Origin of the sequence: Acinetobacter sp. KS-LM10 (genome assembly GCF_036896575.1) — a bacterium.
Lineage (GTDB): Bacteria > Pseudomonadota > Gammaproteobacteria > Pseudomonadales > Moraxellaceae > Acinetobacter > Acinetobacter avistercoris.
This window is the reverse complement of the sequence record NZ_CP145906.1, coordinates 3,283,264-3,299,107: the sequence shown is the minus strand read 5'-3', so window position 1 is coordinate 3,299,107 and position 15,844 is coordinate 3,283,264. Positions and strand designations below refer to the sequence as shown.

The window sequence follows — 15,844 nt, the reverse complement described above, 5'->3', positions numbered from 1 at the left end:
AAGCGGACTATTCTGATCAGTAGCCTATTTTTAAAGTATGTATTGAGATGAACTAAGCGATTAAAAGAGGAAGCAACTCGTTGTTTCCTCTTTTTTTATTTTTTAATATTTTTAACAAATATTTGGGTGATTTTTAACCGGATATGATTTAGACTTCAATAAAATAACAACAACGATGCATAAGAATGCAAAAAAATATCAATGCTTTGATCGAAGTTTTAGGGCTGAGTTTGCAAAAACGGGCATTGCATATTCAATTCTCAAATTCACACTTAAATAGCCAAGTGTTTATTCAACGGATTCAAGGTCAGCACGTCATTAATCAAGGTATAAAAGCGGAGCTCTTATGTCTTTCGACCAATGCGCATATTCAACTTAAACAATTCATAGGCTGTCAGGTTGCAGTCGATCAAGTCACTGATTTAGGTAAACTTACACGCACTACGGGTATTATTACTGGTGCCAGTCAGGGTCAAAGTGACGGGGCCTTAACGGTGTATAAGCTCACACTCGAAGATGCAAGTTCACTGTGGCATAAACGCCGTAATAGTCGTGTGTTTATGAATAAGAGCGTGGTCGACATTACCGAGATTATTTTTAAAGAGTGGCAGTCGAAAAGTCCATTGTTTAGTGCCAGTTTAACGTTGTCGACTAAAGACCTATTATCCGATTACGATATTCGCCCATTTGTCATGCAAGCCAACGAAAGTGATTATGATTTTTTAACACGGCTTTGGCGGAGTGAAGGCATTAATTGGTTGATAGATGAAACGGAGAAAACGGTAGCATTATCAACGGTCGAAATTCAGCCTCAAAAAATACGATTAATTGATCAAAATAGTCAATTTGAAAAACTTGAACGCCAACAGGTTCGTTTTCATAGAAGTAATGCGACTGAGCGATTTGATACGATCTCAAGTTTAGTGGCTCAGCGAAATATTCGTTCAAATGCCATTCAGATTCAGCGTTGGCAATCCGATAACTTGGCACAAGATCAAGGGGATTCAAGTCTAAGTAAACATATTCATAGTGATCAACAAGATAACGAAACTTTAAGCCTTGAACAGGCTTGGACGATTAGTCCAGCATGGATGACGGATCTAAAGGGTGAAGACCAATCCACCACATCGAGCACGGCTCAACTTTCAAAATTGAATACTCAACTGAGTCAATATCAAGATTTACAGTCAAAATTTTTCACAGCACAAAGCAGTGTTCGCGATGCTCATGTCGGATATTGGTTTGAATTTATTGGACATCCCGAGATAGATCAACATAGCGGTTCTGATCGAGAGTTTTTAATTTTAGAAAAGCATTTTTACAATCAAAATAATTTACCTAAAGATTTAAATAGCCAAATTGAATTACTTTTAGAATCAAGTCGTTGGCAAAATATAAAAACTGAAGAGCGTCAAGGCAATGAATTATTCATCATTCGGCGTAAGGTTGCGGTTGTTCCTGAATATGATCCATTAAAACACCGTCCAAATGCCTATCCACAACGAGCCAAAGTTGTCGGGCCTGAAGGTGAAACCATTTATGTGGATCAGTGGGGAAGAATCAAAGTTCGTTTTGTTTTTACTCGAACCGATGATCATGGCCATGATGGTGGTGCAGGAGCAAATGACAATGATACTGACTCAGCTTGGGTTGATGTATTGACCTCATGGGCGGGTGAAGGGTATGGATCTAGATTTCACCCCCGTATTGGTGAAATTGTGGTGATTGACTTTTTTGATGGCAATGTTGACCGTCCATTTGTGATTGGACGTTTACATGAAGCTGAACGTCATCAAACAATGTTTGATGTAAAAGGTCAGTTACCTGAGACCAAAAAACTCAGTGGAATTCGCTCTGCTGAAGTGGGTGGATCTGGATTTAACCAATTACGTTTTGATGATACGACTGGGCAAATCAGTACTCAGCTGCAAAGTAGTCATGCTGCAACGCAACTGAACTTGGGTAATCTTAGTCATCCCAAAGACAAAGAAAAGAGTGATGGTCGAGGTCAAGGTTTTGAGTTAAGAACCGATGCCTATGGTGCAGTACGCGCTGGAAAAGGCATGCTTATTTCAACATATGCACAAGAACATGCCATAGCAGATCATTTAGAGGCAGCTCAGGCTCAATCTTTGTTGAGTCAAGGTGAGCAAAGCATGAAAATGCTGAGTGATATTGCGGTGAAGCAACAGACAGATTCATTAAATGTGCTTAGTCGCTTACCTAAATTTATTCAATCTTTAGAGTTGAAAAGTACCGCTCAGGCTATGCAATCGAGTGTTAATTTATTTAAAAATGGTTTAGCGAATGATCCATTAAATGCACTCAAAGATTGTGGTGGATTTATTCAGGAAATAGGTGCTTTGGGTGGTAATAGTAAAAGTATCGTAGATGAATTTAATGATTACTTAGGTAATGCAGGGGATGTTTTAGATAACTTAAAAGAGTTTATTGAGAATATCGAAGAACATGGTTCAGAGTTAATTAAAGGTAAATTTGCGAGTATTAAAGGTGGCATAAAGGATAATCCTTTTCAAGCCATACAAGCTGTGGGTCAAGCCATTGCAAATGTTGATATTACTGATGAAAAATGGCTCATTTCATGTGCTGGATTTGGAAATGCGAAGGGTGTTGATATTACGCCCTCAAAGGCTTTTAATTCCTTACAAGGTTTTATGGAAGGCTATACTCAAGGTCTAGAAAGTAGTAAGGATGATAAAAAACAAGAACAAGGAAAACTGTTTAGACAAGCTTTGATGTTACTGGCATCCCCCAATGGAATTGCCTTAACGACACCTGAGGATATTATTTTACAAGCTTCACAAGATATTGCGGAAAGTGCACAAGGCTCGATTAACTTAAGTGCTCAGAAAAACATTGTTGGTCATGCACAAGATAAGATCAGTCTTTTTGCAGCTCAAAAGGGATTAAGAGCTTTTGCAGCAAAAGGAAAACTTGAACTTCAAGCACAGGATGACGCAATCGAGGCTATTGCTCGAAAAGTCATTAAATTAATCTCGACGGAAGACAGGATTGAAATCACGAGTCCAAAAGAAATCGTACTGACTGCTGGTGGTTCGCAACTGAAGATTAATGGGAGCGGTGTATTTAGTACCACTGGTGGTAAGTTTGAGAGTAAAGCAGGGCAGCATCTTTTTACAGGAGGAGCTACTGTGAATGCTCAATTACCTAAAATGCCTGAAAGTGGAATATTTAGTAAACGTATCGATTTTAAAAATTTAATACCAGAAAATCTTTTAAATACTGAGTTGGTTTATAAGTTTATTAATCGTACAAAAAATCTTGAGTATGTTAGTGAACTTGATGAAGAGTTTAGAACAAACCGTTTATTTTCAGATGAGTCAGATCAAATAGAATTTAAATTTCTGGATGCTCAAAAAAATGATGAAGGGACATTATTTATTAGCGTATGTGAACCTGATGATGATTTATTTGCAAGTTTAGATGAAAGTGAATATGAGCATGTAGATTGTGATTGTTTTGATGAGGATGAGAATGATGAAATCGTATAAATTTTTGTTATTTCCATTCTTAATTCTACCTATGTACTCATTTGCAGCAAATGATGAACAGCGTAATTTATGTCAATTTAAGCAAAAATTTGATGACTCAATTCCAGCAGATAAATCATTTATTCAGTTTGGAAATGATAAAAAATTTAATGAATTTTTTATCAATAAATTATTTCATGAAACGATTATTCATGATTGTTTATATAGTAATAACAAATTCTATGTGTTGTCTCAGACAACCACTACATCGGTTGAATCTTTAGCACAGTCACTTATTTATGCAACTACCTTTGATCAAAAGGGAACTAAACTGAAAGATCAAATTTATAACAGAGATTGGAGTTGTGCTATTAATCAAAAATTTTTGATTAATAATCATCAAAAATATATAGATATGTCATGCACTGGAAAAAATAATTTTGACAATGGTCTAATTGTTGATCAGAAAAAGTTGAAAAAATATCTAGTCGAGGTTAAATAAAATGGCCTATACCTATGAGGATAAGCTGAACTTTGCTGCCAAACTGTATTGCCCAGTTCGAAAAATTGCGTTTCGATATGATGTACATTGGAAAACGATAATGGCTCAACTTATTGAAGAAACAGGTTGGGGGGAAAAAGTACTCCCAGGTACATATAATTTATTTAATATTAAAAAAGCTGGTGGGGGATGGGAAGGTAAGCCTGTCAAACGTTTCACAGTGCCTGAAGTTAACGCTAAAACAGGTCAAGTTTATATGGAAGAGGCGGACTTTCGTGTATATGTGGATTATGTAGAATCCTTAGAAGACCGTTTTGTCTGGCTGCTCAATCAATCATTCTATAAAGAATATTTTAGTGATGGTGTTAGAGGAAATCATGAAAAAGAAGTATACGCGTTAGCAAAAAAATTCGCCACTAATCCCAAATATGCTGATAATTTATTGGAAATTCCTCGTGGTCGTACGTTCCGTAGAGCGATAGCACTTGCCGAGTCAGAAGGATACTGCAACATCGTCAATGCAGCAATTTTAGAAGAAAATGGTGATAAATATCGAGATAAAGAAGTGGAAATTTCACTAGATGGAGAGACTTACTTAAAAAAGAAAACGACTCAAGAAGGGTTGATTGTTGGAATGGTCGTCAAACCACAAGGCAATATTAGCTTCAAAAAAAATAATATTATCGTGCCTGCTCGTATTCCTGTGGTTAAAGGCACAATTAATATTAAAGTACAGCAAAGTTCCACTGTTATTGCAGATAAACTTGAAGAACATCAAGGAAATCCTTCAGTAAATAACGTTAAACATCAAGAGGTGAATGTTGCTAATAGTCCTTCACCTGCTCCAACAACTACAGCGACAGCTCAAAGTAATGATGTAAGCTTTAAAATTCAAATTATTGAAGGAGATTCTTCTAAGGCAATACCTGATTTAAAATATGCAATTCGTTATAAAAATAATTTAAAAGAACATATGCTTAATGGTCAGGGAGAAGAAAAAATTACAGCAGAGAGGGGGCAGAAGCTTGAAGTTTTTGTAAGTAGTGCTAAGGGGGACTTTTCTCAAAAAGTTACTGAATTTTTAGTCAATAATGAACAGACTCAAGTGGTGAAATTACCTTTAGTTAAAATTCGAATCAAACTATTTAATCACGATAAATCTAAAGCTATGTCTAATTATTATGTGATTTCGCACTATCGAGGGCAACAAAAACCTAAGGTTACAGACGTGAATGGCTTAATTTTATTGACAGGTCTGGCTGGCTTAAAAATCAAATTAACTCTCCCTCAAGGGAATGTAGTGGTGCCTGATAAGGTGCTTGATTCACAAATACTTGAATATACCTATCTCATAAGAGAAAAATATGAGCGTCAAGATGTGCTTACAGCTTCTACAGCTACGAAAAAACCAACAACTACAACGGAAGAGCAACCTAAATCCGAACCTAAAACTCAAAAGGTGAGTGAAGATAAAACAGCTCCTATAAGTCAAGCTGACATTCGGGGGGGCAATGGTCATCCAATTAAAATGATCAATCGTGATGGTGAGTTTGAAATACGTACGATCAATAAAAAGACCAATCAATTGGAGAGTGGTATTTCTTATGTGTTGGAATATGACGGGAAAAAAAGAAATCATACTTCTGGTCAAGATGGTAATGGGATTAAAAAACACAAAGGTCTAATTGGTAAAGAGGTTAATGTTTATAGTCTTGTTTCTGGCACGCAGACGAAGCAAGGTAGTATAGTGATTAGTGAGTCAAAACAGACTCTTGTTTTAAAAATCGATAAACCAAGTATTCCGGCAGGTGTAGAGGGAATTAGTGTAGGATTTAACGGTGTAGCTGAAAAATGGAGGCAAGATATAGTTAGTCAAAAAACAAAAAATGTATTAGCTTATCTTGCAAAAGAAGCAGGAATGAGAGGAATTCTTATAACTAGTACTATCAGGACGCCAGAATCCCAAGCTAATGCAATGTATAGTACAACCATTAATTATGCTGCAGCTGGAGAGGCTGTGAAAAGAGTACGTGATGAGTGTAAGAAGAGAGGCTTATCTAAAGATGCTACATTGGAAAAAATGGTAGAAAAAATTTTAGAATTACAGAGTAAAGGGCAGAGAGTATCTTTACATTGTGTATCTCAAGAGCAGTATAAAAAAATTAACGTAGTTGATATAGGTTTGAATAGTAATGGATTCGGTAGTAATACAAATCTAAGTGAATTAGGTAAAAAATTTAAACAAGTATGTATCAAAGCTAAATCTGAAGAAAAAATATCAGGATTTATTCCTGGTGATGCTAAAGGTGAGGGCGCTATGCATATTGAGATCATACAATGAAATTTTATTATTCGTTTTTAATATTTGGTTTATTAGCAGGTTGTAATGGATACGATCAGCAAAAAGATGTCATTATAAAGGAGCCTAAAAGTAATGATGGTTCAAAAAGTGATAAAAAAGATATTTTTTATTATGCTTTTAAGCAATGTGATATGAAAAATAATTGTATTGTTTTAGAGCCAAGCATTATTCATGGGAATTTTGTCTTCAATGCTTATGATCCTATGCAAGATGAATTTTTTATAAAAAAGGATGATAAAGAATATGAAATTTTTTATAAAAATATTATGGCTGAAAATATAGAGATGGGATGGGCAAAGTTAACGTCGTCTCAAAGTAGTGAAAAATTAATTTTTAACGTTGATAAAATATTTCAGACTTATGGAAAGATGAATCCAATCGGTGGTGGCGATTCTTTTAAAGATATTGAATCATCAACATTCAAAGAAAGTATTTATTATCTTAATGAATATTATGATAAATATTCGTTTAATCAAACACAGAAAATTATTTTGGAAAAACAGAAAGACAATACTTTTTTATTAGATTGTAAGTCATATATGAGTCATCTAGATCCAAATAATAATTATTCAGGAGTATTCTATGGAGTATGTTCTCAGGATGAAAGAATTTATTTCAGAATTATTTAATTAAAAAAAGCCGACTCTAGTCGGCTTTTTTATTTAACCTTCCAAAATCTCTTCCAACAACTCTTCACCTGGTGCAAAGAAGTAAGCTCCGTCTACCGCTGTAACAAAATGAAGTAAACGGTCATGGATACCATCACCAGATGTACCGAACATCTGTTTTAACATTTCAACCAAAATACTCAAATTTTTGGTATAAGCAAAAGAATAAACCTTGATCACCGTGGCCATCACCATATGGCAGTGAGTGACGTAGAATCTCCATTTCTTCACCTTGTCCATCTTCAACGATAGCACGAGCAGTATGAGCATTCTCAGGTTTTATATCATCATCAAGCTCGATTGATTCTAATTTGGTACGACCAATCACGTGTTCTTGAGCATCAACTTTTAATTTTTTCCATTTCTCTAAATCATGTGCATAGCGCTGAGCAAATACAAAAGAGCCATCAGCGAACAAACCCGACTCTTCTCCTAAAGCAATATAGCAAAATACACATACGGAAAATAGTGATAAATTTTAAATCAGTGCTAGTAATCAGTCTTCTCCGACAAGTGATTCAACGCGCTATCATATTTATAATGATGGGAAGATTAAGAGAGAAAATAGAGCGGCTACGGGTTATGCTGAGTTTATTTATTATGAAGCTAATGGAACAACACATAATTTAGGGAAATCCAAATTTAATATTGCTCCAAGATGGTCTTCAAAGGGGGGAAAGGTAAGGGATCGATATATTTAATAGATCAAAGAAAGCATAGTCAGTATAAAAAAGGAAATATTGGTTATAAATGGTCAATTGTAAGTGATGATGGGCGATATTATATATCTGGACTTGCGCTTTCGGCAGTTTTGGGTGCAATGTTTAATCTAGGGTATGCTGAATATACTGGTTCGGGGTTTAGTTGTCAGGATGGTTCACCTGGGGAGAGTGTTTCTCATCTTAATGGTGAAAATGGTGACTTTAGATATATTGCAATTAATAATAGGCATATGACAGAGAAGACTTATACCTCACATAACCACTTTGACTGGGATAAAAATGTTGCATTCGTAAATGAATTATATAAATTTGGATATAAACTATTTGGATCAAACCCTGTTAAAGTTAAAAATAATAAACTATTACCATATTCTAAATCATGGAGTGGGCATCATAATCATGTCCATCTTCATGATTTTTCACCTTTAGTTGAGGAAGTCTGATGATATTAAATGCTCAAAAATTCAACTATTTAATTTTATTTTTAGTTGGTACCATAATACTAACTGCTTGTTCTATTAATAATAAAGTTGATAAAGTTACATCAAACCAAAGTAGCTTTTCCAAAGATAGTTATGCAGGATTAAAAATAAACGATAAAGCATCATCCTATAAACTAGATGAGATTGAAGACAGTAGAATTAATGAATGTTATTTTGCGAATAATGGATTAGAGACTGATGTCCAGTTTCAAATTATTAATGATAAAATATCGGTTATCTCTACAAAAGACATTAATATTAGCTCATATACTGATATTAATGTAGGTGAAGATGAGGAAAAAATTTATGCTAAACATGAATCAAAACTATTACAGCAAATCAAAAATCCTTATGGTGAATCAGGTGATTATGCTTTGATCTTATGGAATGATGCATCAAAGAAAGTCGGAACACGATACGATGTTGAAGATAAAGTCATTACTTCGATTAGCATTGGTAACGAAAATCTTACTCTGATGGAAGGTTGTGCTTAAACATTTGAAATTTATATATTATTAACAAGAATCGCGGATAATAATTTTCCTTTAAAATCTTCGTATAAATATAGTTTCATGCTTAATTTTTAGCTTTATCAGAGTAAAGAGTAGACTTTTTTATGATTAAAATCATGTTTATGTTTCAATATGAATAGTTTTCGCTTCCTTGACCAAGATTTGGGTTAAATTGCGATAGCTTTATTTTAGAAATTTCCAATAAGTTACTTCAAATTTAAGAAAAAAGTCATCAATTACGCAGAATAATTCGGTACTATTGAACATCAGGAATAGGGTATAAGGTTTGGTGTGGAACCTCAACTCATGGCCCTAGTCCCATTATTTTTCAAGTCAATTTCTTATTCGTGATTCGTGTTAATTTATGGTAAAGAAAAGCATGAGTAATATCATTCAAAATACAGCAACCATTGGTATAACTGTATATTGACATAGACACTTTAACTTTGCAGATAGGGTCTGTTAAGATCATCACAAGTAATTTCAGCGATTCACAGGTAATTAGTGATTTACTAGATCAGACCTTTTTAAATGGACAATTGAATCCGTCTATACTAATAGCACTTAATACATAAAAAATTCGATCTCATCCCCAAGTTAAATATTAAATTTGATTAGCTTCGTATAAGTCTAATCTTTTAAATCTGTATGCAGTAAAGCCTATTGGAAAAAGAAAATTCATGAAAAATATTAAAGCGTTAGGTTTGCTTTTGAGTATTAATTTAATTATTCCTATTGGATTTTCAAAATCAATCAATAGTTGGAATGATACAAATCAAGATAGTATTCAAATAAATGCACCAGTAGAATTTATAGATACTTTTAATAATTACTCGGTTATTAGTAAAAATATAAAAATAAAATTAACAGATTTTGGAGATATTGAAAATAATAAAGCGGGTAAAAAATATACATTAAAAAAATATGGTGTTCAAATTTTGAATAATGACAAAATTTATAATTTATTTAAGACAACAACTTCTCTAAAATCAAATGTTGATTTTAATTTACTCTATCACGATAAAAATATTATTGCTCTTAGAGTTCGTGATAATAGTACGATTGATTATGTAAAAAAACCATTCAGAAGTTTCACAGTAAATACCTATGTATATAATATAAATTCGAATAAATTTTCGGCATTTTCTGTTTTGAATTCTGAAAGCGAATTAGATGGGAAACAACTGAATTTATTATCTGGAGATCAATTTACATTTAATTCAAAAAAGGGAATTTATACTTACTTAGCAAATATAAAGTATGCAAGTAATGATAGAGTGGGTATATTTAAAGTGGATTTAAGTAATTCTTTAAAATGTATTTCTGCGACACTAGGCTGTGAAAATGTAGGATTAGATTTAGCTGAAATAAATAAATAGTAAAAAGCCGACTCTCGTCGGCTTTTTATTTACCCTTCCAAAATTTCTTCCAGCAACTCTTCACTTGGTGCAAAGAAGTAAGCTCCGTCTACCGCTGTAACAAAATGAAGTAAACGGTCATGAATACCATCACCAGATGTACCGAACATCTGTTTTAACATTTCATCCAAAATACTCAAATTTTTAGTATAAGCAATGAAGAATAAACCTTGATCACCGTGGCCATCACCATATGGAAGTGAGTGACGTAGAATTTCCATTTCTTCACCTTGTCCATCTTCAACGATAGCACGAGCAGTATGAGCATTCTCAGGTTTTATATCATCATCAAGCTCGATTGATTCTAATTTAGTACGACCAATCACGTGTTCTTGAGCATCAACTTTTAATTTTTTCCATTTCTCTAAATCATGTGCATAGCGTTGAGCAAATACAAAAGAGCCATCAGCGAATACACCTGCCTCTACACCAAGTAGCGCTGTTTCAGCACGATCATCTGGAAATTGAGGATTTTCAGTACCATCAATAAAGCCAGTTAAATCACGACCATCAAAATTACGGAAGCAAACGCGCTCGTCTAAAACTTCAACTTGATTTTGAATACCGTCAAAAAAGGCTTGGCTTAAAGCAAAACAAATATCTGTACGTTGTGCTGCGATATGAATAATCACATCAGCAGGAACGACGGGCATATTGAAAGAGCCTGCGATTGGATCTAATTGTTTAAAACCAATTGGCGTTTGATCATAAAGTTGAGCCCAAAGTTCAGGACCAAATGCCACAGCAGTCTTAATTTGTGCATTAGGATGTTGAGTGATTAAGCGATCACGTGCAGTAAAGAGTGCGGCCAATTGTTCTTTTAATTGTTCAATTGTTAAATCTTTTAAACGCAAAGTAATAAAGCGAGCATGATCTGAGGGTAATGGTAAAATTACAGATTGGGCAGTCATTCATGGCTCCTGAAAAATTATAATTTCCTGCGCGGCTCTGCTTATTGTGCCTGATGCGCAGGGTTGTGAACAGACCAATATGATATTTCTAGAGCAAAAATTACGACTTTAAAACGAGAATAGTCATATAATTCTCTTTGAAATTATTAGCCTTCTCACTATCAATGTCTCTACAAATTTGGTTTGCTTTTATGTTGGCCTGCTGGATTATTAGTATTTCTCCAGGTGCGGGTGCAATTGCGTCTATGTCGAGTGGCTTGAATTATGGCTTCAGACACGGTTATTGGAATGCAATAGGTCTACAACTCGCTTTAGTCGTTCAAATCGGCATTGTCGCAGCAGGTGTGGGGGTGTTGTTTGCAACTACGCCATGGGCATTTTTAGCCATAAAATGGTTTGGTGTCGCGTATTTATTATATTTGGCTTATTTGCAGTGGAATGCTCCTGTTCAAGCGATTGAAATAGCTCAGACATTTTCGAATAAGCCTGCATCAAAATTAGTCATATATGGTTTCTTGATCAATATGAGTAATCCGAAAGCCATCGTATTTCTGTTGGCCGTGTTACCTCAGTTTTTAGATCTTTCTAAACCGCAATGGACGCAGTATGTCGTTATGGCAGTGACGATGATCACGATTGATTTGATTGTAATGGCTGGCTATACAGGTTTAGCTGCGAAAGTTTTAAAACTTTTAAAATCGCCAAAACAACAAAAAATGATGAATCGTACTTTTGCGATTTTATTTACAGGTGCGGCTGGTCTACTCAGTATGATTCATCAGTAATTGGTTTTAAGTGAATTATTTTGAGTGAATTAGATTTTTGAAATTGCACCAAGATAATAATTAAGAAAAGAGTTGAGGTTTTGAGTGAATTATTTTGAGTTTTATGCCTATGTCATTACCGTGATCATCATGATTGCAAGTCCTGGCCCAGTCATGATTTTAGTGGCAAGCGCAGGCTTAAAAAGTGGTTATAAAAAGGCATTAGAAACCATTGTTGGGACTAATCTAGCCTCTCTGATCTTGATTGCACTGTCCATTTTTATTTTAAAAGGCATGCTCAACATTAATGAAACGATCTTTCTGACCATTAAGGTCTTAGGTTGTTTTTATATTGGTTATTTGGGCTATGAAATATTAAGAGAGGTCTTTCAAAGTAAGTCTAAAAGTAATTCTCAAAACAACTCTCAAAACATCCAAATGATCACTCCAATTCAAGGTGGTTTAAGAAAAGGTTTTTTGGTTGGAATATCGAATCCTAAAGATATTATTTTTTTCTCTTCATTCTTTCCGCAATTTATTGGCATTCATTCTAATATCAATACCAGTTTAATGATTCTGGTGGTGGCATGGATTGTTCTGGATTTTTTAACTTTGTCTGTGGTTTATTTCACGTTCAATAACTTGTCTAAAAGTACGCTGTATCCGAAAGTATTGGGCTTGTGTGGTTTCATGCTGATCGCGATAGCAGGATATGGGCTGTATATTTCTATTAAGGCTGAATCATTCAATCTTTATTAAGAATATGGGCAATGCGTCGAAAATAGTTAAATGATCAAGATGTATCTCAACATTTTAAGGCGGCGATTAACGCCGCTTTAAAATGAAGATGTTTACGCTATTTTTTAACTTTTTGAATAGTGAAAATGAGGGTAAATAAGATCGACATGGTTAGAACAATACTCAAGCCAGTCGAAATGTTTAAGCCAGCACTTGACCACAAACCTACAGTTACGCCCACTTGAGCGACGATAAATGCCCAGATCACCATTTGCTTCGGTGAGTGTGCCAGTAATCGAGCTGTCAATGCGGGAATCACCAGCAGTGCGCCCATTAATAAAGATCCTACAGCGCGTAATGCCAAAACAGTAAAAAGCGCGAGTAATAACATGAAAATCAAGCGCTGCCATTTTGAATTGACACCTTCGCTGATGGCCATGTCAGGATCGATTGCGATGTGAATTTGAGCTTTCCAGTTGTAATAAAGTACGCTAAGCGCAGCAATAATCACGAAGGCAAAGACAGGTAAGTCTGACCATGAAATGGTCAGTAGATCACCAAACAAATAACTCATTAACTCGGGTCTTAAACTGGGCAAATGTTGAATCAGTAATAAACCCGAACATAACAGCGTCGCTGAGCAGAGTGCCAAGAGTGCATCATTGGGTAGACGAGGATCATGTAGTACCCACAGTACCGCTACTAATAAAAGAGCTGTAAAGGTGACACCCAGCCAGAGGGGGAGGGTAAGTACGCCTGCAATTGCGACACCGAGTAATGTGCCATGTGCCATCGTATCAGCAAAAAAAGACATTCTTCGCCACAGCATTAAGCAGCCGAGTGGGGCAGTTAAAAACACCAAAAACGTACCCATGATCCATGCAGGTAATAGGAGTTGTAACCATTCCATCATGGTTTAGGCTTCCGGTTCAGGGTGAATATGTGGACGAGAGTCGTGTTGGCAAGGCTGCGCGCTATCACCGTGACCGCAATGATCATGATGATGTTGATAAAAAGCGCGATTGGTGCCAAAAATTGCTTGGTATTCTGGATGTTGTTGAATACTTTCGGGTAAGCCACTGCAGCAAATATGTTTGTTGAGACAAATGACACGTTGTGTCCCTTGCATCACCCACTGTAAATCATGCGAAACAATCAGAATTGAACAATTATAACGCTCTGGTAAGCTCCGAGCGTAATCATAAAGCTCAGCTTCGGATTGAATGTCTAAACCTTGCATCGGCTCATCAAGGACCAGTAAGTCGGGTTGACGTAATAAAGCACGCGCTAAAAGGACACGTTGTCTCTCACCACCTGAAAGTTGCTGTACTTTCGAATCTTGTAATTTTGCGATGCCCGTATCACGAATAATTTCAGCTTTTACTGCGGGATCACATTTTTCAAGTCCGAGTAAATCTTTAACGCGCAAGGGTAGGCTGTGAGAGGGGTTAAACTTTTGAGGTACATAGGCCAAAGTTAGCTTTTTATTGGTTTTGATTTTACCTGAATTTGGTTTTACGATGCCCAAGATGACTTTGATAAGTGTTGATTTACCTGCACCATTTGGACCAATTAGCGTGACTATTTCTTTGGGATGAATTGAAAAATCAACATTTTTGAGAATGTCACGTTCATCAATTCTTACATTAATTTTTTCTAGATGAACCAATGTAGGCGTTGAAACTAATTCGAACACTGCTGACATAATCCTGAAATCTCAATAATACTGTGATGTGCTTTGAATTGATCAGAACTTGCTAAATGGTCAAGTTGTTGGATCAGACCCAAAGCAGAGGCTTCTTTTACAGTATTGCATTCTGTACAAATCAAAAATGCGGCTTGATGACCTTCACGCGGGTGACAACACGGAATGTAAGCATTGATCGAAGTGAGGCGATGAATAAAGCCTTTTTCTAATAAAAAATCTAAAGTTCGATATACCGTCGGAGGCGCAGCTGTACGTTCAGCATTACCTTTTAATTTGGCTAAAAGTTCATAAGCACCGACTGGACCAGATGCATTTAGAATCAGTTCTAAAACCTCTTTTCGCAAAGGCGTTAGACGTGCACCCGTCGCTATACATTGGTTTTCAGCTTCAATAAGGCGAATTTCAACATTCGGATGATCGTGCACGCCGTGTAAAGTATCATGATGTACATGCGAACATACGCTCATTGTCGACCTCAAAGATTGATAAAAAGAAAAACAGAATTATCATTCAATACTACCATGAAGCAAGAACAACTTACGAACAGCATAGGCATTTTTGACTAATTGTTATATTATAACATGAAATTTATAGTGGTATTCTTCTTTATGTTGCGCTTTATGGCTTTCTGTTTCATGTCTTTGTTGGGGATGAACACCTTTGCCCAAGCTCCTTTGGTGATTTCGACTCATCCGATTTATCTGATCGCGAAAGAAATTACAAAAGGGGTGGAGGTGCCGAAACTACTTCTTGAAAATCAGACTGGGCATGATGTCCATCTTACTCCTGCGCATCGAAAAATGATTCAAGATGCTTCATTGGTCATATGGGTCGGAAAGGCTCATGAAGCACCTTTAAGTAGCGTACTGAATAAAAATAGCAATGCTGTTGCGCTACTTGATTCTGGTATTTTGCAAACCATGCCATTACGTAACAATCGTGGTGTTGCTTTGAAAGACACCATCGATACGCATGTGTGGTTAGAACCGAATAATGCTGTCCGCATCGGCTTCTTTATCGCTGCATTGCGCTCACAACAATATCCTGAGCAAAAAGCGCTTTACTGGCAGAATGCACAGAAGTTTGCTCGTGAAATGTTTGTAATCTCGCAGCAAATACAAAAGAACAATGAAGTTAAACCATATTGGTCTTTCCATGATGCGTATCAATATTTAGAGCGACCGCTTAATCTCAAGTTTGCGGGATCACTCACGGAAAATCCGAACATGGCGCCAACCATTGCGCAAATCAAATATTTAAATGATAACCGTCCAAAAACCAAGATGTGTCTGCTGGCAGAATCAAGTGCTAATGAAAATCAGTTTAATAAGCTTGGAAACGTGAACTTTCAAGCAGTAGATGAAAGCTTTTCGAAACATGATAGTTTTGTAGTTGCTTGGCAAGTGTTAGCAAAAATGACACGAACTTGCGTACAAAAACAGTAAAAATGACGTAAAAGTGCTCGATTATTGTATATATCGACAGCAATCAAAGATTTAAAAATACCTGACTAAGGTCGGGAAAAGATTGCATGTTTAGGGGGGT

At 35.8% G+C, this 15,844-nt stretch carries 14 protein-coding genes and 1 pseudogene; 10 read left to right on the top strand and 5 right to left on the bottom strand.

The annotated features are described in order from the left end of the window. The first annotated feature begins 185 nt into the window (after positions 1-185). Genes V5M36_RS14970 through V5M36_RS14955 form a run of 4 tightly spaced genes read left to right on the top strand, consistent with a single transcriptional unit; the run spans position 186 to position 7,005 of the window. Positions 186-3,533: a type VI secretion system Vgr family protein gene (locus V5M36_RS14970; protein ID WP_338560434.1), complete on the top strand. Its 3,348-nt coding sequence runs from the start codon at positions 186-188 to the stop codon at positions 3,531-3,533. Then, a complete protein-coding gene (locus V5M36_RS14965) occupies positions 3,520-4,014 on the top strand; it encodes a hypothetical protein (protein WP_338560433.1) in 495 nt (164 codons plus the stop codon). The genes V5M36_RS14970 and V5M36_RS14965 overlap by 14 nt, the downstream gene beginning before the upstream one ends. 1 nt (position 4,015) lies before the next feature. Beyond that, positions 4,016-6,355 (top strand): glucosaminidase domain-containing protein, encoded by a 2,340-nt coding sequence (locus V5M36_RS14960; RefSeq protein WP_338560432.1) that lies wholly within the window; start codon positions 4,016-4,018, stop codon positions 6,353-6,355. Beyond that, a complete protein-coding gene (locus V5M36_RS14955) occupies positions 6,352-7,005 on the top strand; it encodes a hypothetical protein (protein ID WP_338560429.1) in 654 nt (217 codons plus the stop codon). The genes V5M36_RS14960 and V5M36_RS14955 overlap by 4 nt, the downstream gene beginning before the upstream one ends. 33 nt (positions 7,006-7,038) lie before the next feature. Here V5M36_RS14955 and V5M36_RS14950 read toward each other — a convergent pair. After that, positions 7,039-7,480: pseudogene (locus V5M36_RS14950) on the bottom strand (Dyp-type peroxidase); the annotation flags it as partial. Between the two features lie 222 nt (positions 7,481-7,702). On the opposite strand from V5M36_RS14950, the gene V5M36_RS14945 reads away from it, so the two are divergent. From V5M36_RS14945 to V5M36_RS14935, 3 genes are all read left to right on the top strand, one after another. Next, positions 7,703-8,209: a hypothetical protein gene (locus tag V5M36_RS14945; RefSeq protein ID WP_338560426.1), complete on the top strand. Its 507-nt coding sequence runs from the start codon at positions 7,703-7,705 to the stop codon at positions 8,207-8,209. Then, a complete protein-coding gene (locus tag V5M36_RS14940; RefSeq protein ID WP_338560423.1) occupies positions 8,209-8,742 on the top strand; it encodes a hypothetical protein in 534 nt (177 codons plus the stop codon). The genes V5M36_RS14945 and V5M36_RS14940 overlap by 1 nt, the downstream gene beginning before the upstream one ends. A 698-nt stretch (positions 8,743-9,440) precedes the next feature. Continuing rightward, positions 9,441-10,139, top strand: coding sequence for a hypothetical protein (locus tag V5M36_RS14935; RefSeq protein ID WP_338560420.1), 699 nt, complete (start codon positions 9,441-9,443; stop codon positions 10,137-10,139). Between the two features lie 29 nt (positions 10,140-10,168). Here the strand turns inward: V5M36_RS14935 and V5M36_RS14930 are convergent, their stop codons facing one another. Continuing rightward, positions 10,169-11,089 carry a Dyp-type peroxidase gene (locus tag V5M36_RS14930; RefSeq protein WP_338560418.1) on the bottom strand — a complete coding sequence of 307 codons (921 nt, stop codon included), beginning with the start codon at positions 11,087-11,089 and terminating at the stop codon, positions 10,169-10,171. Between the two features lie 164 nt (positions 11,090-11,253). Between V5M36_RS14930 and V5M36_RS14925 the strand changes: the two genes are divergently transcribed. Both V5M36_RS14925 and V5M36_RS14920 read left to right on the top strand, forming a co-directional pair. Then, positions 11,254-11,874, top strand: coding sequence for a LysE family transporter (locus V5M36_RS14925; protein WP_338560415.1), 621 nt, complete (start codon positions 11,254-11,256; stop codon positions 11,872-11,874). A gap of 84 nt (positions 11,875-11,958) precedes the next feature. Beyond that, positions 11,959-12,612, top strand: coding sequence for a LysE family translocator (locus V5M36_RS14920; RefSeq protein ID WP_338560413.1), 654 nt, complete (start codon positions 11,959-11,961; stop codon positions 12,610-12,612). Between the two features lie 97 nt (positions 12,613-12,709). Here the strand turns inward: V5M36_RS14920 and znuB are convergent, their stop codons facing one another. From znuB to V5M36_RS14905, 3 genes are read right to left on the bottom strand one after another with little or no spacing between them, the layout of a single operon-like run. Beyond that, the gene (gene znuB, locus V5M36_RS14915) at positions 12,710-13,504 is read right to left on the bottom strand and encodes a zinc ABC transporter permease subunit ZnuB (protein ID WP_338560411.1); all 795 of its coding nucleotides are present in this window, start codon (positions 13,502-13,504) and stop codon (positions 12,710-12,712) included. Positions 13,505-13,507: 3 nt separating this feature from the next. Further along, entirely contained in the window at positions 13,508-14,296 is a 789-nt protein-coding gene (znuC, locus tag V5M36_RS14910; RefSeq protein WP_338560409.1) for a zinc ABC transporter ATP-binding protein ZnuC, read from the bottom strand. Beyond that, positions 14,275-14,766: a transcriptional repressor gene (locus V5M36_RS14905; protein ID WP_338560406.1), complete on the bottom strand. Its 492-nt coding sequence runs from the start codon at positions 14,764-14,766 to the stop codon at positions 14,275-14,277. The genes znuC and V5M36_RS14905 overlap by 22 nt, the downstream gene beginning before the upstream one ends. A gap of 141 nt (positions 14,767-14,907) precedes the next feature. Between V5M36_RS14905 and V5M36_RS14900 the strand changes: the two genes are divergently transcribed. Beyond that, positions 14,908-15,744: a metal ABC transporter solute-binding protein, Zn/Mn family gene (locus V5M36_RS14900; RefSeq protein WP_338560405.1), complete on the top strand. Its 837-nt coding sequence runs from the start codon at positions 14,908-14,910 to the stop codon at positions 15,742-15,744. The last annotated feature ends 100 nt before the right edge of the window (positions 15,745-15,844 follow it).